Genomic DNA, 20,881 nt, shown 5'->3' with positions numbered 1-20,881 from the left:
CTCCTGGCGAAACTGCTCGAGTTCCTATAGTTGAAAGTAGTACCTAAAGTTTCACGATTCACAAGCAAGATCGGCTGACCGGGTGGCAGTGCAAATCCACTCGATCGGGGCAGTGAAAACGATCTCAGTCCGGCACCGTCCACACGAATGCCGAGTCCGGAGTCGCTGTCAGTGCCAGCGCGGCGATCCCCGCCTCCGGCACCGGTGACGCCGACCAGCGGATCGTCCCGGAATCGCCCGACCACTCGACGTCCGACCACCCCGAACGGCCCAGCGACGCCACGGCGTCCTGTAGCGCGACCGTGGGCGAATTAACGCTCGCGCCGAGGTCGATGTGCACGCTCAGTAGGTGCCCGTGGGGAGCCACTCGGGTGATCTTGCCACTTCTCGCGACCCGGCTCGCTACCGCCCGCGCCTGCCACTCGGCGCCCGCGGACCGGTCGGTGGCCACGTCCACGCGCAACGACAACCGCGTGCGCACCCGTTCGGGCTCCGGCGCCTGCGCCGAACGGTCCGGTGCCGGTACCTCGGGCCGGTTCTGCTGCGGGTCCCCGCCCGCCCACGCCTCCACCAGCAGCCGCTCGGCGCCGGGCACGAGGCCGTCGAGCAGCGCCGGGTCCTCCAGCACCGTCCACGCCGTCGGCGGCTCGCAGGCCACCCGCGGCGTGGGGAACTGGTCGCCGAGCTGCCGCACGAACGTGCGCACCGCGCGGGCCAGCGCGCCCGCCACGTTCTGCGTCGCCCGCTCGCCGCTGACCCGGCTGATCGTCACCGACCAGCAGCCCGGTTCCTCGTCGGAGCAGTCGATGGCCCGCACCACCCGCCCGCCGACCTGGCGCAGCAGTGCGGCGCAGGCGGCGCGCGCCTGCCGGTCGTCGTCGGCCGCCACCACCGCGGTGATCAGCAGCTCCAGGTCTTCTCCCACCATCTCGACGCGAATTGTCCACGACACAGGTGTGGCACGTGAGGGTGCCACTGATGTCACCCATAAGCAGGGACTTGCGCCCACCCCTCGTGATGTCCGCTGATCAGGCCGTTTTCGCCGGTTCAACCGCCGTTCACACGATGCGGTCGGCGACGTCCGGTGGCGCGTCGTGCGAGGTAACGATGTGAGCGCATGGCCATCTACGCCAAGGAGGTTCCACCATGCGCAGCATCATCCGACTGGTCGCCGCGGGCGCGTTGTCGCTCCCGCTCGTCATCGGCGCCGCGGGCATCGCGTCGGCCGACGTCGAGTACGACCAGGGCAGCGCGTCCGCCACGGCGGAGGGCGCCACGGTCCACGACCTGGCGTCCGGCGCCGACGCCTACGGCAACTCGTACTACTTCGAGCAGTACCAGGTCGCCGGCAACTACGGCGCGGGCTCGTTCACCGTGGCTGCGTGGACGTACGACGGCAACGCGGGTTACTTCGACAGCTACTCGTGGTCCAGCCCCGAAGGCGCGTGGACCGGGGACACGTCGGCCCAGGCCGATTCCAACGACTGGTACGACGAGTACGACGATGACGCCGACTACGACGACGACGACTACGACGACGACGACGGCAGCGACTACGACGAGTGATCCCTGACGGGGTGGGGCGGCGCCGCGTCGGCCGCCCCACCCGTCCGGGTGACGGATCAGCCGGACGCGAGCACCCGGCGCACGAAGTCGACCACGTCGGCCAGCACCTCGGCCGAGTTGGTCTCGTTGAACACCTCGTGCCGCGCGCCGGGGTAGACCCGCTCCTCGAACAGCAGCCCGCGCAGCCGGTCGGTGCCGGTCCGGGTCTCGGCCAACGGCACCAGCTCGTCCGCGGCGCCGTGCAGCCACAACGTCGGCAGGTGCTCCAACGCGGGGCCGTAGTTCACCTCGTCGAGCGCGCGCTCCAGCGCCTCCAAGGTCTCCCTCTTGTACGGCCCGTGCCACACCATCGGGTCCGACGCGTAGTTCTTGCCGACCTCCGGGTCGCGTGACAGCAGCTCCGGGTCCACCGGCTCCTCGGGCCGGTCCAGCCCTTCCCACGTGCCGAGCACCGGCGCCGACAGCACCAGCGCCGCCGGCGGGTTGCCCTGCGCGTACCGCGCCGCGATCAACCCGCCCTCGCCGTGCCCGATCAGCACCGTCGGCAGGTCCGACGCCGCCGAGCTCACCGCGGCACCGACATCGGCCACGACCCCGTCGAAGTCGGCGATGACCGCCCGTTCCCCCTCGGACCGCCCGTGCCCGACGAGGTCGGCGGCCACCACCAACGCACCGGCCTCCACCAACGCGTCGGCGACGTGCCCGTACCTGCCGCTGTGCTCGCCGTACCCGTGCACGATGACGGCGAGCCAGTCGGCGTCCAGGTTGGGCCAGGTGCGGACGGCGAGCTCCCCGGCGTGGCCGGGGACGTTGGACTCGATCACCTAGGCAGCGTAGAACGCGCTGATCTCGATCTTCCCGCCGGCGCACACCGGACCCAACCCCCACCGCAGGCTCATCGGCTCGGTCTCGTCGGGCGGGATCGCCGCCGCGCGCACCGCCTCCTCCTGGCACGGCCGGTCCACCGGCTCGTCACCGGTCGGCACCACCGTCCAGTGCAGGTTCGCCGCCGCCGCCGTCCCGGGCGCGAGCACCACCGGCGCGGGTCCCGGGTCGGACGTCCGCCGCAAGTCCGTCGGCACCGGGTTGCCCGCCGAGTCCAGCAACTGCAAGCCGCTGTACCCGTTCACCGTGCACGGCCCCGCACCGTTGTTGGTCACCACGAGCTTCCCGTACCGGTTCCCCGCACCGGCCCCGGTCGACTCCACCGCCGCCGCCAGCACCGCCGCCGTGCAGCGGCCCGACGCCGGCGCCGCCGTGGCCGTGACCTGCGCGGACGTCACCGGCGCCGACGACGGCGGCGCGGGTGCGGACTCCGAGGACGGCTCGACCGCCAACGAAGATTGGTCGGCCGCCTGCTGTGGGCTCCCGCACGCGGCAAGAGCGACCGCGAGGACGCCGAACGCCACGAGTCGCCTCATGTCCACCTCCTGCTAGGAAACGGGTCCTTGTCAGGAGGACGTACCCAACCACCGAACGGTTGGGTGGATCGGCGAGGAATTCACCGGATCGGGCGCACCGATGACGCTGCTCCACAACCCGTCCGAGGTGCCCCGCCTCAGACCCACCCGCCGGACAGCACCGGCATGTCGCCGACCGCCGCCTGCCAGACGTACACCCAGCACACCTGCCCGTCGGCCAACGTCACCCGGACCCGCCGGTACTCGTCGCCCTCGTACTCGTCCAGCACGGGCAACGCCTCTTCCGGCCGCTCCACCCGCAGCACGTGCCCGGGCACCGGCGCGCCACCGCCGGGCCGCCACGCCGGGTACCCGCGCCCCGTGTCGTGCAACGTCCCCGACAACGACGCCCGCACGGGCTCACCCACCACGAACGGCTCCACCACGGCCCAGGCCGCCATCCCCGGCTGCAACGTCCCGTACACGAACACCCGATCCGGCCAGTCGTCCGGCGAGGGGTCGCCGTGCACGGGCGTCACGTCCAGCCCGTCGCCGTCCGCCGGTCGCCCGCCGAGCCGCCGCGCCGTCCGCTGGTCGACCTCCGCGCACCGCACCGGCCGCCCGCCCACCAGCAACGGCATCCGCCTCGTGCCCGCACCGGTGTACGCCAGCACGGAGTCCACCACGCCACCGTTGAACAACGTCACCCGCCCGGTGTGCACCCGAACCAGCCGGTAGCGCAGCCCGCGCCCCTCGCACCGGTCGAGCACCCGCAACTGCTCCGCGGTGGCGAACCACACCGCGTGCTCCTCCTCGACGCCCGGCGCGGCGGCGAGCGTCGCCGGGCGCTGCCCGTCGGTCTTGCGCAACCCGGCGGCCCAGACCGCCGACAACCCCTCGCACCTGGCCCTCAGCACCACCGCCGGGCCGGTCAACCCCAGTTCGTCCCGCAACCACGTCACCTTGGCGGGGTTCGCGTTCGACCCGTACGCCAGGACCGGCATCCGGCCCGTCAACGGCGGTTCGCCGTGCTCGGCCAGCCAGTCGTCCAGGTCCTGCCCGTCGGGGGCGACCCGCCATCCGGAATCGGCACCGGGATCGGGCGTGACCGGCCAGCCGGCGCCGTCGAGGTGCACGAAGCAGTGTCCCGGCCGAGCTCCCGGATAGGGCTCGGCCGGGTGACTATCGTCCGTGAAGGGCTGCGTCATGGCACTCATTCTGGCAAACCACCCCCGGAATTCACCGGCTGTTGGTTTCCCCTTACCCGCCACACATCCGATCTAAACGCCCAGTTGCCCGGTAACATGCGCATGGCAACCCTGTGCGCCCGCGCACAGGTCGGAGGTGTGGACGTGATCCGTCACACGTTCTCGACCCGGCGCGCGTCGTACTCCTCCTGCGCCGCCAGGAAGTCCGGCAGGTTCTCCTCGATCCACCCGAACAGCCCGCTGATCTGCTTCGCCGCGTGCGCGCCCAGCGTCGTCAGGGAGTAGTCCACCCTCGGCGGGATCACCGGGTGGACCTCGCGGTGCACCAACCCGTCCCGTTCCAGTGCCTGCAACGTCTGGGCGAGCATCTTCTCGCTCACCCCCGACACCTCCCGGCGCAGCTCGCCGAACCGCTTCGTGCCGGCCAGGAGCTTGCCGAGCACCAGGCTGCCCCACTGCCCGGTGGCGTGGTTCGCGATCACCCGCGTCGGGCAGTTGCGGTCGTACACGTCACCTCGCTGCACCATGGCAGGCACCCTACCTGCACGCTATCCGCAGCGTAAGTACCTGACGAACAGGTAGGTACTTACGAATAGTTAGCGTCGCACCTACCGTTGCCGGCATGACGACCTTGATCACCGGCGCGACCGGCCACCTCGGCTCCCTGATCCTCGAGCACACCCTCACCCGCCTGCCCGCCGACCGGCTGGCCGTCTCCGTCCGCGACCCGGAGAAGGCCGAGGGCCTGGGCGTCGAGGTCCGCCCGGGCGACTTCGACGGCCCGCTCGCCGACACGTTCGCCGGCGTCGAGACGCTGCTGATCGTCTCGGTCGACGGCCCGGACGAGATCCGGCTGCGACGGCACTCCAACGCCGTCCGCGCCGCCGCGGACGCGGGCGTGCGGCACATCGTCTACACCTCGGTCACCGACGCGGACACCTCACCGCTGACCCTCGCCCGCGTGCACAAGGCGACCGAGGAGGCGATCCGGGCCACGGGTATCCCGTTCACGTTCCTCCGCAACGGGATGTACCACGAGAACTACCTGCCGCACGCGCCCGGCCCGATCGTCAGCGCCGCCGGTGACGGCCGCATCGCCAGCGCGTCCCGCGACGACCTGGCCCTCGCCGCGGCCGTCGTGCTGAGCACGCCGGGCCACGAGAACGCCGTCTACGAGCTGACCGGCCCGCGGGCGTGGAGCTTCGACGAGCTGGCCGCGCTGGCCGGCACCACGCACCAGCCGGTGAGCCGGGCCGACCGCGTCGCCGGCCTGAAGGGCTTCGGCCTGCCGGACTTCGTGGCCGACCTGCTCGCCGACATCGAGGTCAACATCAGCCGCGGCGTGCTCGCCGAGGTGCGCCCCGACCTGGAGGAGCTGATCGGTCGCGCCCCCGCCACGATCGAGGACGCCCTGAAGTCCTGACCCGGCCCGCCTAACCACCCGCCAGCAGGGCCGCGTCGATCTCCCGGTGCGCCTCGGGGTGCTCCTCCCACCACGCGGCGTAGCCGGGGTTGCGGGGGAGCACCGCCCGGTACGCGCGGGCCGCCGCCGCGAACACGTCGTGCGCCCGCCCCGCCGCGGGCCCCTCCCGCCGCGTGGCCAGCATCAGGTCCACCATCAGGGGCGCGCCGCGCAGCGGTCGGATCACGATCCCCTCCCCGCCGCGGGACTGGGGCAGCGCGAACGACACCGCCCCGTTGGCGACCAGGCTGCGCGCCGTGCTGGCCTCGTTCACGTGGTGGCTGAACCGGGGCGTGAAGCCGGCCGCCGCGCACGCCGTGAAGATCTGCAACCGGTTGCCGACGAACTCGTCCGGCGGCGCGACCCAGTCGCGGTCGGCGAGCTGCGCGAGGTCGACGTCCTCCTGGGCGGCCAGCGGGTCGGTCTCCGGCAGCGCCACGAACTGCGGCTCGCTCACCAGCCGGCGCAGCTCCAGCCCGCGCAGCTCCCGCCGTTCCAGCCCTTCGAACCGGTCCAGCACGGCGAGCTGCACCTGGCCCGACACCAGCAGTTCCAGCAGGTCCGAAGCGCCGGGCATGATCTCGGTGCGGACCTCCGAACAGGGGATGACCCGCCGCAGCTCCTCCACGAAGTGCCCGAAGAACAACGTGGGCACGCCGCCCACCAGCAACGGCCCCGGCTTGCCGTCCCGCGTCCGCTCGCGGGCCAGCGACACGAGCTGCTCGACCTCGTCGAGCACCAGCCGGGCCGTGCCGACGACTTGTTTGCCCAGCTCGGTGGGCAGGGAACCACCGGGGCTCCGGTCGAACAGGCGACCGCCGACGATCCGCTCGACGGTCCGCAACTGGGCGCTCATCGCGGGTTGCGTGAGGCCCAGGCGCGAGGCGGCCTTCGTGAGGCTGCCTTCTTCGGCTATCGCGCACACCGCGCGCAGGTGGCGGAGCTCAAGCTCGGGCATAACGCTCTTCTATCCCCCTTTCGTATGAGCCGCCAGCCCTGCCGCCCGTCATAGTTGGCGAAGTCCCGTCGAGCTGAGGAGAGCACATGCGCCGCACGAGCCAGATCTACTGAACCGGGGCGTTGGCCGTCCCGCTCCCGCACCACGTCCCCATGGCGTGGTCGAGCGACCCCGGCACACCGCTTACGCGGGCGGAACGCCGGGGGACGCCGAGGAGCAGGCGACGGGCCAGGGGGTGCGAGGCGGACGTCCCCACCCCGTTCGGGGCCGCCGGTCGGCATTGCGGAGTGCACGACCGGCGGCCCCGTCGCGTTCTCGGTAGCGTCGAACCATGGCAGTGGTGAACAGCCCGGTCGACTGGGTCAACGAGCACATCCGCAAGTACGTCGAGACCGGTGGCGCGGAAGGGCACGAGTGGCAGCCGGGGGTCTTCACGCTCCTGCTCACCACCACCGGCCGCAAGTCCGGCAAGCCCCGCCGCACCGCGTTGATCTACCAGCCGCACGGTGACGCGTACGTGGTCGTCGCCTCGTACGGCGGCGCGCCGGAGCACCCCGCCTGGTACCGCAACCTCGAAGCCCGCAACGAGGCCGAGGTGCAGGTGCGGTCGGACGTGTTCCGGGCGCGGGCCCGCACCGCGACCGGTGCGGAGCGCGCGGAGCTCTGGAAGCTGATGACCGAGGTGTGGCCGGCCTACGACGACTACGCCGGGAAGACAGACCGCGAGATCCCCGTCGTGGTGCTGGAACGCGTCTGAGCCCCGATCCGCACCGCCGCGCCCGTCACGGTGACGCGCGGGTCCTCGGGCGACACCCGGAGCCGGAGCACGCTGGGCCGGCCCATGTCGACGCCCTGGTGGATGGTGATCGACCTGGGTCGCCCGACCTGCCCGACGGCCCGCAGGTACCCGCCGAACGCCGCGGCGGCGGACCCGGTCGCCGGGTCCTCCACCACGCCGCCCACCGGGAACGGGTCGCGCGCGTCGAACACGTCCTCGTCCCGCTGGTGCACCAGCTGCGCGGTCACCGCGTCGCGGGCCCGCAGCAGGTCGCCCAGCGCGTCGAAGTCGTAGTCCAGCGCCGCCAACCGCTCCCGCGACCGCACGGCCAGCACGAGGTGCCGCGACCCGCCGAACGCCCAGTGCACGGGGTAGCGCGGGTCGAGGTCCTCGGCCGACCACCGCAGGGCCCGCAACGCCTCCGCCACGTCCCGCCCCGACGCGGGCGTGGACGACGTCGGCACGCTGGTCAGGCTCGCCTCGTCGGGCGTCGCGGCGATCTCCACCAACCCCGCCGGCGTGTGGAACCGCAGCGTGCCCGTCCGGCCCAGCGCGACCGCGGACGCCACGGTGGCGTGACCGCAGAACGGCACCTCCACCAGCGGGCTGAAGTACCGCACGTCGAACTCACCACCGGCGTCGCGCGGCACCAGGAACGCGGTCTCGGAGTAGCCGACGGCGGCGGCGATCTCCAGCATCGCCGCGGAGTCCAGGCCGGTAGCGTCGAGCACGACACCGGCCGGGTTGCCGCCGGCCGGGTCGGTGGTGAAAGCGGTGTAGCGGAGCACCGCGGGTTCAGGCACGTCGTTCATGTCGACAGCCTCTCCCACCACTTACCATCGAGTCCAACGATTCCCAGCGATGTGCTCGATCGGTATTGTCGATGCGGTGGACACCCGCCTCCTGCGCACCCTCCTGGTGCTCGCCCGCACGGGCAGCTTCACCGCCACCGCGGCGGAGCTGCACCTCGTGCAGTCGACGGTGACGAGCCAGGTCAAAGCCCTGGAACGGCACCTCGGTGCCCGCCTGTTCGACCGGCTGCCCAGCGGCGCGCGGCTGACCGAGGCGGGCCGGCAGGCCGTCGAGCACGCCCGCGAGGTGCTGACCGCCGAGCAGCGCCTGCGTGACGCCGTGCGCGGCAGCACGGCGGTGGAGGGCGACGTGCGGATGGCCGCGCCCGAGTCGGTGTGCGCCTACCGGCTGCCGCAGCGGGTCGCCGACGTGGCCATGCGCTGGCCGGGCATCTCCGTGCACCTCTCGCCCGCCGGCACCCGGCAGGCGCTGGCCGGCGTCCGCAACGGCACGCTCGACCTGGCGCTGGTGCTGGAGGACTCGCTGACCGCGCCGGGGCTGAAGGTGACCGCCGTCGGCGTGGAGCCGATCGAACTGGTCAGCGCGCCCGGCGTGGTGCTGGACGAGCGGTACTTCCTGCTGGAGGAGGGCTGCTCGTACAGCGACCGGTTCGTGCGGGAGCTGCCCGCGACGCCGAGCATCACCCGGTTCGGCAGCATCGAGGCCGTGCGGTCGTGCGTGGTGGCGGGCCTGGGCTGGGCCGTGCTGCCGCGCGTCGCGGTGGCCGAGCACCTGGACGCGGGCACCCTGCAGCGCGTCCGCGACCTGCCCGACAGCACGCTCTACCTGGTCACCGACCCCCGCCGCACGCCTTCCGCGGCCGTCCGCGCCGTGGCCGCCGCACTGAACTGACCCGGTCGCACCGCACCGGCCGCTCATCCGACCAACTGCGCCAGCATCCCCTCGCAACTGCGCACGACGACCGCCGCCGCCCGCCGCTGCCCGTGGTCCAGGGCGGGGTCCACCGCGTGCTCCCGCCACCGCCCCAGCGTGTCCAGCACGGCGTGCCGCAGCTCGCCCTCCGTCGGCTCGTGGTCCATCCCCAACCGCACCACCGGGTTCGTCCCCAGCCCGCCGACCAGCCGCGACGCCTCCGCGTCCAACTCGCCCGGCAGCCGGGTCCGCCCGCCCTGCAACGCGGCCAGCAGCCGCAGCTCCCGGAAGTCGTGCGCCGAAGCCAGGACCCGCTCCACCGCCGCCGCCAACCCGATCGAACCGGGCCGCGGCTCGGCGCGCAGCACCACGTCCAGCCCCAGCAGCGCGGCCCGCGCCTTGAGCACCTCGCGCCGCTCGGTGAAGTAGACCCCGACCGAGTCCCGCAACTCGCCCAGCCCGCTGCGTTGCACCAACTGCCCGGTCAGCTTGACCTGCGTGTCGAACCCCTGCCGGATCAACGTCGTGGTCAGCCGCACGCCGAAGATGCCGAACCGGTCGACCAGGCCCCGCCGCACCGCCGGGTCCAGCCGCACCGGGAAGTCCTCGGCCACGAACCGGTCCGCCGACAGCAGGTGGTCGTCCAGCTCGGTGCGCGCCAACGACGCCAGCGCGGCCAGCGCGGCGAACTCGTCCGCCCGCAGGGTGCGCGCGGCCACCGCGAGCAGCCCGGCCACCGCGACCACGTTCTGGCACAACGGGGTCACGGTCGCCTCGCGCCGGTAGCGGCGGGCGATCTGCTTGGCCGAGGACAGCGCGTCGATCCGGCCGCCGCCGATCTCGTCGGCCCGCGACAGCACCAGCACCGTGTTCACCGGCGCGGCCCGCGCGACCGGGTGGTCGTGCGCGGTCCGCAGGAACCGCACGTCCGTCGTGTGCAGGTGCCTGGTCAGGTACAGCACCGCGTCGGCCTCGCCGTAGACCTGCTCGACCGGCGCGTCCGCCGGCGTGTCGACCAGGGTGAGGTCGCGCAACGACCGCGACGGCCACTCCACGGTCACCCGCTCGGCGTCCGGCGCGTCGACGAACGCCTTGCCGTCGCGGCGCAGCACCGGCACCTCGTACTGGCCGACGTGCGCCCTGGGCCGCGGCCCGTCCTGGTACCACGTGGTGACGCCGGTCGGCGCGAACTCCTCGCCGATCAGCGCACCGACCACGGTGGACTTCCCGGACCGGGGCGCGCCGGCCACGGCCACCCGCACCGGTTCGCCGAACCGGGCCTGGTGCCCGCGCAGCCACGACACCGCGCGCGGGCTGTCCCGGTAGACCGACAGGGCGTCCTCCAGCAGCGCCCAGACCTCGTCCTCCAGCGTCGTGCCCGGCGCGACCTCGCCCGCGGGCATCATGCGCTGATCCCCAACGGCGGCGCCTGGCCGCCCGCGATCGCCTGGACGCGCTGGTACAGCGCCACGAGGTCGTCCAGCTCCCGCTTGGCGTCGCGGTTGCGGCGCTCCCGCTCGGTGGTGTCGTCCTGCACGGCGCGGCGCGCGCTGCGGGCCGATTCGAGCAGCGTCTCCTGCAACTCCTCGGCCAGCGTGGAGAAGTGGTTGCGCAGGCTGCGCTGGATGTGCCGGGCCGCGTCGCGGCAGTCCTTGCCGAACTTGAGGAAGAAGTCGTCCACGTGCCGCGCCGCGGCGGCCTTGGCGGCGGCCTGCCTGCGGCGCAGCCGCTGGTCGCTCTCGTCGATGATCGACTTGCCGCCGAACAGCGCGCCGGCGCCCAGCGAGATCGCGTTGATCAGCGGCATCCCGGCGAGGCTGGTGGCCAGGCCGAACATCAGCACACCGCCGTAGGAGCCCTTCAACCCGGTGAACGCCTTCTGCGCCAGGCTGAACCGCTCGATCACCGGCTTGTCCATCGGCGCGACGCGGTCCAGCACGTCGTCCGGGAAGATCGACTCGGGCAGCAGGTCGTCGCGGGCCACCGGGAAGCTCTTGGCGACCTTCTCCGCGACCCACTCCGAGCGGTCGAGCAGCCAGGCGAAGTTCGTGGTGGCGGCCTCGGTGAGGTTGTCCTCGAGCCACGCCTCGAACCGGTCCCAGCCCAGCGCCGGGTCGGCGGTCTCGAACGTCCTCTCCACCTCGCGCATGATCCGGCGGGTGCGGTCGCGCAGGTCGTGCTCGATGTCGGAGACCAGGTCGGCCATCTCGTCGGCCAGCACGGTCTGCCAGCGCGCGGACCGGCGGCGCAGCTCGTCGACGCGGCGCTGCGCCTCGTTCAGCGCGGCGATCGTCCGCTCCGGGCCCTGCGCGGCGCGGGCCGACAGCTCCTCGCGCACCGGCGCGACGAGCTGCTTGATCGCCGACGCGGCGGTGACCGCGATCGTGCGGCGGGCCAGTTGGTCGGCGGCGGCCAGGATGTCCTGCTGCACGCAGGTCAGCAGCTCGGGGAAGCCGGACTCGGCGTTGAGCGCCTTGTCGCCGGTCTTGGCCGCGCGCAGCCGCAGCGCCGCGGACACCGGGATCAGCTTCACGGCCACGCCCGCGCGGGCCAGGTGCGCGCGGTTGCGCTCGACCACCCGCCGCCACTGCGCCGCGATGTCGATCTTCGTGAGCACCAGGATCACGTTCGGGCACGACGTCATGACCTGCCTGAGCAGCTCCAGCTCCGACCCGGTCAGCTCGGCCGTGGCGTCGGAGACCATGAGCACCGCGTCGGCCTGGAGCAGCGCGGCGAACGTGCTCGCGGTGTGCGCGGGCCGCAGGTCGCCCACGCCCGGCGTGTCGATCAGCACCAGGCCCGAGTCGAGCAGGGCGCGCGGGATGCCGACCTCGGCGCGCACCAGGTCGCCGCCGTGGAAGTGGTTCGCGCTGACCTGGTCGGCGAGCTGGTCGAGGGGCACCGGGATGCGTTCGGTGGGGGTGTTCGCGATGGACGCGCCGCGCACGAGCGCCGCGGACGGGGTTTCCGCGTGCTGCACGAAGGTCGGGACGGTGGTCGTGACGTCGTCGCCCACCGCGCAGACCGGGGCGTTCACCATCGCGTTCACGAGCTGGCTCTTGCCCTGCTTCGGCTCGCCGATGACGAGCACGCGGAGCTTGGGGTCCAGCTGACGGGCGCGCTTGTCGCGCAACCGTTCGGCCAGGTCAGGCCGGTTGTGCGCAGCGCAAGCCCGGATCGTGTCGTCGAGCACGTCGAGCCAGGGCGCGGACATCACCCGGCAGAGTGTGCCGGTAAAACCCGTCCGGGTGAAAGTCCGGAAACGCGGCGGAGGCCGGTCCCGTCCGGTGGACAGGACCGGCCTCCCGGTGGTGGACCGCTCTCAGAAGAGCAGGTCGTCCACGCCGAGCGAGTCGACGACCGGCAGGTCCAGGCGGTCGACCGTGCCGGTGACGTTGCTCACGACGCCGCCGAGGCCGGCGGTGTCGGCCACGTTCGCGACGGTCCCGGTGACGTCGGACAGGGGAGCGGCGCCGTGGGGGTCGAGCGTGCCGTGCGCGGAACCGGACACGCCGGCCACGTTGCCCAGACCGGCGACGTCGCCCAGGTCGGCCACGTTGCCGAGGCCCGCGACGTTGCCGAGGTCGCCGACGGGCAGCGAGCTGGTGAGGCCACCGGTCACGTCGCCCACCACGCCGCTGAGCGTGTCGAGCGCGCCGAACGCGGTGCTGGTCAGGCCGTCCGCGTGCGGCAGCGCGCCGGTGACCCCACCCGTGGCGGCGGCACCGTCCAGCGTGCCGGTCGCCGTGGCGGTCAGGTCCGAGACCTGACCGGTGGCGGTGTGCAGCGTGCCGTCCAGGGTGTCGGTCACGTCACCCACCGCGGAGAAGTCGCCCTCGACCGACAGCTTCGCCGAAGCGGCGCCGTCGAGCAGGTCCCAGCTCGACACGCCGCCGAACACCGACAGGCCGTCGGCGTCCGCGCTGAGCGTGCCCGCCACGGCGGCCTTGACGTCGCCGGCGCCGGTGGCACCCGACACCGCGAGCTGGTCCGTGACGGCCTTGAGCCGGAAGATCGCACCGGCCTGGCCCGCGTCGGCCAGGTCCAGCGGCAGGTCCTCGACCAGCGAGCCGTCGAGAGCGGGCAGGCTCCCGGTCGGCACGTAGTCGAGCACCAGCGGGATGACTTCCTGCACGTCCAGGGCGCTGATGTCGCTCAGACCGGCCCTCGCCAGGGTGCCCTCGGCGTCGGCCTGGAAGTCGGCCAGCGCGGTCGGGTCGCTGAGCAGGTCGAGAACGAAGTCGTGCAGCGTGGTGGGGCTGGAGCCCATGATGGATTTCTCCTGGTGAGTGGGACGCGGGGAGCCGGCCCGGCAGGGGTGGGGTCCGGCTGGTGATCAAGGTAGGGCCGGGGGGAGCACCGGCCATCGGGGATTACTCCCAGTAGATGCCGCAACCACTATGGGGTGGTATTCGTTCACTCCCTAGGGGATTAGGGGATGGCCTTGTGACCTTCTCGTAACCCGTGTAGGTACTGCCGGGTACTTCGTTCAGGTGAGTTGAGGAGGCTCCGAGTTGCCATACGTCCTCGGGGTCGACGTGGGCACCACGCGCACCGCCGCGGCCGTGTGCCGGCTGGGCGGCGCGGGGCGCGGCGAACCCGAGGTGGTCGGCCTCGGCGGGCCCGGCGGCGGCGTCGCGTCGACGTTGCAGCTCACCCCGGACGGCGCGTTCGCGGTCGGGGAGCCGGGCGACCCGCGGTGGACGGCCACCGGCTTCGGCCGCCGGGTCGGTGACACCGTGCCGATCGTGCTGGGCGTCGATCCCGGGGGGACCGGCGGCCCGGGCGCCGGCGGCGAGCTGTTCACGGCGGAGGAGCTGACCGCGCTGCTGGTCATGTGGGTCGCCGACCAGGTCGCGGCCCGCGAGGGCGAACGGCCCGCGCACATCGTGCTCGCCCACCCCCCTGGTTGGGGGCCCCACGCGAAGGGCTTGGCGCACCGGGCGCTGCGGTCCGTCGGCCTGGAGGTGTCGCTGGTGCCCGAGCCGGTCGCGGCGGCGGAGAACCACGCGTTCACCCGGTCCTTCGCCGGGTCGCTCGGCGTGTTCAGCCTCGGCAGCCACGCGTTCGGCGCGTCCGTCGTGGGCCGGGGCTTCGAGCTCGTCCACGCCGTCGAAGGGGTCGACCAGGCCGCCGGCGTCGACTTCGACGACGCGGTGTTCGCGCACGTGCGCGCCACGCTCGGGCGGGCGCTGGCCGAGCTCGACGCCGACGACCCGCGCACCCGCGGCCTGTTCGCGCGGCTGCGCCGCGACTGCGAGGCGGCCAAGCGGGTGCTGTCCGGCACGCTGGAGACCTCGATCCCGGTGCACCTGCCGTCGGGGCCGGTGGAGGTGCCGATCACCCGCGCGCGGTTCGAGGAGCTGATCCGGCCGCACGTGGAGCAGGCCGTGTCGGTGTTCGAGCGCGTGGCGGCCGCGGGCGTGGAGATGACCGTGCTGGTCGGGGGCAGCGCCCGCATCCCGCTGGTCGCCGCGTCCGTACCCGGCCGGGTGGTGCTGGAGGCCGCGCCCGAGACCTCGGTGGTGAAGGGCGCCGCGCTGGCCGCCCGCAGGCTCGTGGTCGGGCCGGACGCCGAGCCCGAGCCGATCGAGACGTCGGTCATGGTCCGCGACGACGACCCGCTGCTGAGGTTCCCCGTGGGCGGCCAGGACGCGCCGGAGGCGGAGTTCACCGCGCCGCCGCCCCGGCCGCCCGTCGACATCACCCCGCTCGACCTGCCGGAACGGCGCACGGTGAAGCGCGTCGTGCGCGGGCTCGTGCCGACCGGTGGGCGACGCGCCCGTGACAGCGAGGAAGGCCGTTGAGCCCGAGCACTACCGCGCGCCCGGTGTTGTCGGAGCAGGTCACGCAGGTCCTCGACGCCATCGAGGCCGGGACGGTGCTGCGGCTCGGCGTCGTCGCGCCCGGCGGGTACGGCAAGAGCACCGTGCTGCGGGAGATCGCGCGCGCGTTCGAGGACGCCGGCGCGTCGGCCTCGGTCGTGGACGACGCGCACCTGCTGCCGGACGCCGAGCTGCTGGCGCTGCGTTCCCTCGTCGAGCGCGGCACCGGGAACGTCGTGGTGGCCTACCGCCCGTGGCCGCGCACGCGGGCGCTGGCGGCGCTGGCCGAGTCGCTGGGCCGGGCGCGTCCCGCGCTGATGCTGGAGCCGTTCACCCGGGAGCAGGTGCGGGCCGTGCTGCCCGCGTCCGCGCGGGGGCTGGTCGACTTCGTCCACGAGCTGACCGGTGGCGTGCCGCGGTTCGTGCGGCGGCTGGCCGGGCTGACCGCGGCGGAGGTGCCGCCCGAGGTGGTGGCGTCGTTCCGGGCGGACCTGGACTGGCTGGACGCCGACGTGCAGAAGTACCTGCTGGCCGCCGAGGCGGGCGCGGCGCTGCGGCTCGACCTGCTCGGCGGGCTGCTCGGGGTCGACGCGGACGGCGTCGGCGACGTGATCGAGGCGGGCCGGGCCACCGGCCTGGTCGCGGCCGACGGCACGCTGCTGCCGGTGGCGCGGCTGGCGGTGGCGGCGCTGAGCCGGACCGACCGGCGGATCGCGGTGCGGCAGCGGTTGGCCGAACTCCAGCTCCGGTCCGGCGGGCCGGTGCTCGACCTGGTCCGGCCGCTGGTCGGCGTCGGCGGCGACCAGCCGGGCGTGGCCGGTCCGGGGCTGGCGCAGGCGTTCCGCGCGGCGGCCGACGAGGCGCTGGCCACCGACCCGGCGCTGGCCGCGCGGCTGCTGGCCGCCATCGGCACCGCCGGGCCCGAGGTGGCCGTGCGGCGGGCGGTGGCGTCGGCGATGGCGGGTGACCTCGACGCCGCGATGCGCCTCGCGGACCAGGTGATCTCCAGCGGTGACACCGGGCACCGGGGTGCGGCGGCCGAAGTCGCCGCCATCGCGTTGGCGCACCGGGGGCAACTCGCCCGCGGCACCGAGCTGCACCGGTGGTCGCCCAGTTCGACGTCGTCGGCGTTCGCGGTGATCGGGCAGGTCGGCACGGGCCGGTTGCCGACCGCGCCGCTGCCGGTGGCGCCACCGACCATGTTGGACGGCAGCGCTTCGCTGATGGCGCAGGGAGTGGTGGAGTCGGTGACGTCGTCCGCGACCACCGCACTGTCCACTTTGGTCCGTGCGGCGGGGTTGCTGGAACCGGCCGGGCGGGCCGTGCTGTTGCCGGACACGCCCGCCGCCCTGGCCGCGTTGGTGGCGCTGCACAGCGGTGAGCCGGGTGTGGCCGAGTCGGTGCTGGACCGGGCGATGGCGACGTCGTCCGGCGGCGCGCTGATGGTGGTGCGGCACCGGTTGCTGCGGGCGTGGATCGCGATGCAGCGCGGCAACCTCGCGCAGGCCCGGGAGACGCTGGTGGCGCTGCGGAAGGCGGGCCGCCCGCTGGAGCCGCGGGACTGGCTGTTCGCGGTGGCGCTGGAGATCGGCGTGGCGCGGCGCAACAGCGACCTGGCCACGTTGAAGCGGACGTGGGAGCAGGCGTGCGAGGCGGTGCTGCGGCACCCCGTCGACCTGTTCACGTTCCTGCCGCTGGGCGAGTTCGCCACCGCCGCGGCGCGGTTGCGCGACCAGCACCGGCTCGCGCCGCACCTCACGGCCGCGCGGACCCTGTTGCGTGACCTGGGTGATCCGTGCCTGTGGGCCGTGCCGCTGCACTGGAGCGCGCTGCACGCGGCGATCATCGCCGAGGAGACGTCCGTCGCCGAGGAGCACGCCGCGTCGCTGGCCGCGTGCCGGGACCGGAGCCGGTACGCGGCGGTCGTGTCGGCGGCCGCGGAGAGCTGGCTCGACGTGGTGGCGGGCAAGGTCGACGCCGACCAGGTCGAGGAGTCGGCACGCGGCCTGCAGGCCGTCGGCCAGTGGTGGGACGCGGCCCGGCTCGCGGGGCAGGCCGCGATACGGACGTCGGACCGGCAGGCGATGGTGCGGCTGCTGGACTGCGCGCGCCTCCTCCAAGGCCGGTCCGCGACGACCGCCCGCAAGCAGCCCGAGCCGGTCGCGGAGGCCGACGCGGGCAAGCTCAGCGACCGCGAGCGCGAGGTCGCCGAACTGGTCGTCGGCGGGCTGACCTACAAGCAGGTGGGCGACCGCCTGTTCATCTCGGCGAAGACGGTCGAGCACCACATGGCCCGCATCCGGCAGCGGCTGGGCTGCACCAGCCGGGCGGAACTGCTGGACCAGCTCCGCCAGATCGTCGGCTAGGGCGTCGCGCGGGACCGCAGCGCCTCACGGAGCCGACCCAGCCCCTCGACGCCCAGCCGGCGGCCGTCGGGGAACCGGTCGTCCCGGTCCCAGCGCCACGCGGTGACCATCGCCGGCACGAGGACCCGGCAGTCGTCCACCAACGCCCGGTCGACGCCCGGGTAGTGGTCGGCGACGTCCTCCGGCGCGTGCGCCAGGTCGAACTCGACCGGCCCCCGGCAGTGCGTCTCCCAGTCGACGAACAGCGGCCCGCCCGCCGTGCCGAGCAGGTTGCCGGGGTGCGGTTCGCCGTGCAGCAGCTGCTCGGTCCCGGCCCGCCGGACGACCGCCCGCCGCAGGTCGCGCAACGCGCCGCCGAGCAGGTCCCGGTCCGCGTCGGCGAGGTCCGGTGAGAGCTCGCGGCTCGCCACGACCCGCCGCGCCTGCTCGACCCGGTCCGTGAAGTGCGGCGCGGGCACGTCGACCCGGCGCAGGCCGGCGTGCAGCCGCACGAGCGCGTCGGCGTAGTCGGCCGGTGGGACCTCAGGGGTCACGGACTCGTAGTAGGTCCACAGCGTGACCACGAACCCGTCACGTTCGTGGGCGCGCGGCTCCACGCCGGGCGCCGGCGCGGCGACCGGGCCGCCGGATTCGGCGAGCCGCCGCGCGAGCGCGATCTCGGCCCCCGCGACCTGGTCCGCCTCCGGCGCCACCCGCGCCAGGACGTCGCACGGCAGCAGGCGCAGGGTGAGCTTGTTCGAGTCCTGGAGGACGACGGTGACGCGCACCACCAGGCCGACCGAGGCCGCGATCGACGTGGCCGCGGCCACCGCGCGGCGGAACTCCGACGCCTGCATCGTCGCGGGTCCTCCTTCACACGTCGCCCGGCAGCGACCTTATCAAGACGTTCGTGCTGGTCACGCCTCATTCAACCGGCAGTTTGCTCAGTCGTGCTAGATTTTGCTCATGCGAGCAAAGTCCGTGACCGAGCAGGCCAGGCGAGCGCAGGTCATCGCCGCGGCGATCGAGGTGCTCGCCGAGCTCGGCTACGGCGCGACCTCGTTCCGGCGGATCGCCGCCCGCGCCGGCCTGAGCAGCACGGGGCTGATCTCGTACCACTTCAAGGGCAAGCAGGAGCTGGTGGACAGCGTCTACGCCGAGGTCCGGCGGACGTTCGCCGAGTTCGTGCTGGAGCGGATGGACCGCGCCGACACCGCGGCGGGCGAGCTGCGCGCGTTCCTGAGCGCCAACCTGCGGTTCCTGGCCGCCCACCGGGCGCACATGGTGGCGCTGGCGCAGGTGCGGCCGCACGTCTCGGCCGCCGACAGCGCGGACGACGACCACCGCAAGATGGCCGACCTGCTCCGGGAGGGGCAGCGGCGGGGCGAGTTCCGCGGGTTCGACGCGGACACCATGGCGATCTTCGTGCTGGCGCTGCGCAACGGTGTGCTCGCCAGGGCGGCCGATCACGCGGAGGTCGACCTCGACCTCTGCGAACGCGAGCTCCTCACCACGGTGGAGCTCGCCACCACAAGGGGGTAGCACATGCGTCGGGGGACGCGGGCACTGATCACGGCGGCAGCCGCCGCCCTGGTCGTGACGGCATGCGGGGGTGGGGACGTGGAGCGAGCGGACGTCGTGCGGGTGGAGAACGGAGAGGTGCGCGGCGTCGTCCGCGCCGACCACGCCGTATTCCAAGGCATCCCGTACGCCATGCCGCCGAAGGGCGAGCTGCGCTGGCGGTCACCGCACCGCCCGGCGGACTGGGCGGGCGTCCGGGACGCGACGAAGCCGGGCAGCCCGTGCCCGCAGGTCGGGTCGTCCTACTCGGACACCCGGTCGACGGACGAGGACTGCCTGTTCCTCAACGTCACCACGCCGTCCACCGAAGGCCGCCGGCCGGTCATGGTCTGGCTGCACGGTGACGGCGCGATCGGCGCGGGCCACCACTTCGACGCCACGGCGTTGGCCACCAAGGGGGACGTGGTGGTCGTGACGCCGAACTACCGGCTGGGCGTGTTCGGCGGCTTCGGCCTGGCCGGTCTGGCGGGGTCCGGCACGTTCGCGTTGCAGGACCAGCGCGAGGCGCTGGACTGGGTGCGGCGCAACATCGCGGCCTTCGGCGGCGATCCCGGCAACGTCACGTTGTTCGGCGTCTCCTACGGCGCGTCGGCCACCGCGGCGCACCTGATCTCGCCCGCGTCCCGCGGCCTGTTCCACAAGGCGATCATGCACAGCGGGTTCGCGCTGGTGGACCTGCCCGCCGAGGCGTGGTACCCGGGGCTCGGCGCGCTGCCGTGGCTCGCCTGGCGGGACACGGCCGAGATCGAGCAGCTCGGGCGGATGGTCACCGTCGAGCTGGGCTGCGCGGACATCGACTGCCTGCGCGCGCTGCCGGTCGGGAAGCTGTTGGAGTACCCGCAGGTGATGAACATCTTCCAGCCCTTCGGGTACGGCAACCCGGACCTGCCGAAGGTGCCCGCCGAGGCGTTCCCGGCCGGTGAGGTCGCGCGGGTGCCCGTGCTGGCCGGCAACACGCGGCACGAGCACCGCAACCTCGTGGAGGTCTTCCGCGGGCCCGTCGCCGCCGAGGACTACCCGCGGCTGCTCGCGGCGGCGTTCGGGGACCGGGCGGCCGAGGTGGAGCGGGAGTACCCGCAGGGCGCGTTCGAGAGCCCGGGCCGGGCGTGGGCGGCCGTGCTCACGGACCGGGTGTGGGCGCGGGCGACGTTCCGGCAGCACGAACTGCTGTCCGCGCACACGCCGACGTACGCGTTCGAGTTCGCCGACGAGGAGGCCTCCGAGCACGGCGCGAGCCACAGCACGGACATCGGCTACCTGTTCCCGGACCGGGAGCTCACCGACCGGCAGCGGGACCTGTCGGACGCGATGATCCGGTACTGGACCGCGTTCGCCCGCACCGGCGACCCGAACACCGGCGGCCTGCCGCACTGGCCCGCGTTCGGCGAGGGGCGGCACGTGCAGTCGCTCGCGTCGGGCGCGATCACCGGCGTGGACTACCGGGCCGAGCACCGGCTCGACTTCTGGCAGGGGTGACGCCGGACCGGAGGCCGTCCCGAGAGGGGGCGGCCTCCGGTGGCGCGGTTCAGTCCCTCTTGCTCGCGTGCAGCAGCACCAGCCCGAGCGCGGCGACCACGAAGTTCTGGAACGCGGCCGACAACCCGTTCCAGTCCTTCGACTGCCACATGACGAACCACTCGCCGCCGATCGCGATGAACCCGCCGCCGAACAGCAGCACCTGCATCACCCAACCCGCGGACGACAGCCGCCGCGCGACCTCCTCGCGGCGCCGCAGCCAGGCCACCAGCCCGGCCAGCAGCACCAGCGCGGTGACCGCCTCCCACAGGATGATCAGCACGTAGACCGCGGTCACCACGGCCGGGCTGGTGATCGCGCGCCACGACGTGTTCGGCGAGCCGAACGTGGTGTCCATCGCCAGCACGTGCTGGACGAACGCGTGGTTGGTCCCGTAGTCGGTCACGTTGCCGAACACCACGAGACCCATGTAGAGCGCGGTGATCCCGGTCAGCGCCGTGATCGCCGCCTGCGGGCTCCCCACCCTGGCAAGTAAACGCATGATCTGTAGAACCTAG

The 20,881-nt window shown here is 73.4% G+C and carries 20 protein-coding genes; 8 read left to right on the top strand and 12 right to left on the bottom strand.

The features are described 5' to 3' along the window. Positions 1-124 precede the first annotated feature (124 nt). On the bottom strand, positions 125-928 hold the full coding sequence (locus FHX81_RS18340; RefSeq protein ID WP_141979329.1) for a hypothetical protein: 804 nt from the start codon (positions 926-928) through the stop codon (positions 125-127). Between the two features lie 218 nt (positions 929-1,146). Between FHX81_RS18340 and FHX81_RS40610 the strand changes: the two genes are divergently transcribed. After that, positions 1,147-1,566 carry a hypothetical protein gene (locus FHX81_RS40610; RefSeq protein ID WP_170232092.1) on the top strand — a complete coding sequence of 140 codons (420 nt, stop codon included), beginning with the start codon at positions 1,147-1,149 and terminating at the stop codon, positions 1,564-1,566. Positions 1,567-1,622: 56 nt separating this feature from the next. Here the strand turns inward: FHX81_RS40610 and FHX81_RS18330 are convergent, their stop codons facing one another. From FHX81_RS18330 to FHX81_RS18315, 4 genes are all read right to left on the bottom strand, one after another. Then, positions 1,623-2,390, bottom strand: a complete 768-nt coding sequence (locus FHX81_RS18330; protein WP_141979328.1) for an alpha/beta fold hydrolase — start codon at positions 2,388-2,390, stop codon at positions 1,623-1,625. Further along, positions 2,391-2,987 (bottom strand): DUF4232 domain-containing protein, encoded by a 597-nt coding sequence (locus FHX81_RS18325; protein ID WP_141979327.1) that lies wholly within the window; start codon positions 2,985-2,987, stop codon positions 2,391-2,393. Between the two features lie 137 nt (positions 2,988-3,124). Beyond that, positions 3,125-4,102, bottom strand: coding sequence for a gamma-glutamylcyclotransferase (locus tag FHX81_RS42860; protein ID WP_342787213.1), 978 nt, complete (start codon positions 4,100-4,102; stop codon positions 3,125-3,127). Positions 4,103-4,326: 224 nt separating this feature from the next. Next, complete coding sequence (locus tag FHX81_RS18315; protein ID WP_141979325.1) at positions 4,327-4,701, bottom strand: winged helix-turn-helix transcriptional regulator; 375 nt, start codon at positions 4,699-4,701, stop codon at positions 4,327-4,329. Positions 4,702-4,796: 95 nt separating this feature from the next. On the opposite strand from FHX81_RS18315, the gene FHX81_RS18310 reads away from it, so the two are divergent. Further along, the gene (locus tag FHX81_RS18310) at positions 4,797-5,597 is read left to right on the top strand and encodes an SDR family oxidoreductase (protein ID WP_141979324.1); all 801 of its coding nucleotides are present in this window, start codon (positions 4,797-4,799) and stop codon (positions 5,595-5,597) included. A gap of 10 nt (positions 5,598-5,607) precedes the next feature. Here the strand turns inward: FHX81_RS18310 and FHX81_RS18305 are convergent, their stop codons facing one another. Next, a complete protein-coding gene (locus FHX81_RS18305) occupies positions 5,608-6,594 on the bottom strand; it encodes a LysR family transcriptional regulator (RefSeq protein ID WP_141979323.1) in 987 nt (328 codons plus the stop codon). Positions 6,595-6,925: 331 nt separating this feature from the next. Here FHX81_RS18305 and FHX81_RS18300 point away from each other — a divergent pair, with 331 nt between their 5' ends. Continuing rightward, positions 6,926-7,351, top strand: coding sequence for a nitroreductase family deazaflavin-dependent oxidoreductase (locus FHX81_RS18300; RefSeq protein ID WP_141979322.1), 426 nt, complete (start codon positions 6,926-6,928; stop codon positions 7,349-7,351). Here the strand turns inward: FHX81_RS18300 and FHX81_RS18295 are convergent. Then, positions 7,297-8,184: a PhzF family phenazine biosynthesis protein gene (locus FHX81_RS18295; RefSeq protein WP_141979321.1), complete on the bottom strand. Its 888-nt coding sequence runs from the start codon at positions 8,182-8,184 to the stop codon at positions 7,297-7,299. The two genes, FHX81_RS18300 and FHX81_RS18295, sit on opposite strands and share 55 nt — an antisense overlap. A gap of 76 nt (positions 8,185-8,260) precedes the next feature. Between FHX81_RS18295 and FHX81_RS18290 the strand changes: the two genes are divergently transcribed. Next, positions 8,261-9,076 carry a LysR family transcriptional regulator gene (locus FHX81_RS18290; protein WP_141979320.1) on the top strand — a complete coding sequence of 272 codons (816 nt, stop codon included), beginning with the start codon at positions 8,261-8,263 and terminating at the stop codon, positions 9,074-9,076. A 23-nt stretch (positions 9,077-9,099) separates the two neighbouring features. Here FHX81_RS18290 and FHX81_RS18285 read toward each other — a convergent pair whose 3' ends face one another. From FHX81_RS18285 to FHX81_RS18275, 3 genes are all read right to left on the bottom strand, one after another. Further along, the gene (locus FHX81_RS18285; protein ID WP_141984001.1) at positions 9,100-10,500 is read right to left on the bottom strand and encodes a P-loop NTPase family protein; all 1,401 of its coding nucleotides are present in this window, start codon (positions 10,498-10,500) and stop codon (positions 9,100-9,102) included. Then, positions 10,500-12,311 carry a dynamin family protein gene (locus FHX81_RS18280; protein ID WP_141979319.1) on the bottom strand — a complete coding sequence of 604 codons (1,812 nt, stop codon included), beginning with the start codon at positions 12,309-12,311 and terminating at the stop codon, positions 10,500-10,502. The genes FHX81_RS18285 and FHX81_RS18280 overlap by 1 nt, the downstream gene beginning before the upstream one ends. Positions 12,312-12,419: 108 nt before the next feature. Next, positions 12,420-13,367, bottom strand: coding sequence for an IniB N-terminal domain-containing protein (locus FHX81_RS18275; RefSeq protein WP_141979318.1), 948 nt, complete (start codon positions 13,365-13,367; stop codon positions 12,420-12,422). Positions 13,368-13,611: 244 nt separating this feature from the next. On the opposite strand from FHX81_RS18275, the gene FHX81_RS18270 reads away from it, so the two are divergent. Both FHX81_RS18270 and FHX81_RS18265 read left to right on the top strand, forming a co-directional pair. Then, entirely contained in the window at positions 13,612-14,904 is a 1,293-nt protein-coding gene (locus FHX81_RS18270) for an Hsp70 family protein (RefSeq protein ID WP_141979317.1), read from the top strand. After that, the gene (locus tag FHX81_RS18265; protein WP_211363507.1) at positions 14,901-17,288 is read left to right on the top strand and encodes a helix-turn-helix transcriptional regulator; all 2,388 of its coding nucleotides are present in this window, start codon (positions 14,901-14,903) and stop codon (positions 17,286-17,288) included. Before FHX81_RS18270 ends, FHX81_RS18265 begins: the two co-directional genes overlap by 4 nt. On the opposite strand, the gene FHX81_RS18260 is transcribed toward FHX81_RS18265, so the two are convergent. Continuing rightward, positions 17,285-18,124, bottom strand: a complete 840-nt coding sequence (locus tag FHX81_RS18260) for a phosphotransferase (RefSeq protein ID WP_141979316.1) — start codon at positions 18,122-18,124, stop codon at positions 17,285-17,287. The genes FHX81_RS18265 and FHX81_RS18260 overlap by 4 nt on opposite strands. A gap of 109 nt (positions 18,125-18,233) precedes the next feature. On the opposite strand from FHX81_RS18260, the gene FHX81_RS18255 reads away from it, so the two are divergent. Together FHX81_RS18255 and FHX81_RS18250 are read left to right on the top strand one after the other, a co-directional pair. After that, the gene (locus tag FHX81_RS18255) at positions 18,234-18,809 is read left to right on the top strand and encodes a TetR/AcrR family transcriptional regulator (RefSeq protein WP_141979315.1); all 576 of its coding nucleotides are present in this window, start codon (positions 18,234-18,236) and stop codon (positions 18,807-18,809) included. A gap of 78 nt (positions 18,810-18,887) precedes the next feature. Beyond that, the gene (locus FHX81_RS18250) at positions 18,888-20,324 is read left to right on the top strand and encodes a carboxylesterase/lipase family protein (protein WP_342787212.1); all 1,437 of its coding nucleotides are present in this window, start codon (positions 18,888-18,890) and stop codon (positions 20,322-20,324) included. Positions 20,325-20,373: 49 nt separating this feature from the next. On the opposite strand, the gene FHX81_RS18245 is transcribed toward FHX81_RS18250, so the two are convergent. Then, a complete protein-coding gene (locus FHX81_RS18245) occupies positions 20,374-20,847 on the bottom strand; it encodes a DUF2165 domain-containing protein (protein ID WP_246107869.1) in 474 nt (157 codons plus the stop codon). Between the last annotated feature and the right edge of the window lie 34 nt (positions 20,848-20,881).

This window comes from Saccharothrix saharensis (assembly GCF_006716745.1).
Taxonomy (GTDB): domain Bacteria; phylum Actinomycetota; class Actinomycetes; order Mycobacteriales; family Pseudonocardiaceae; genus Actinosynnema; species Actinosynnema saharense.
Note: the sequence above shows the minus strand (reverse complement) of the source record. Positions and strands in the feature narration are given on the sequence as shown.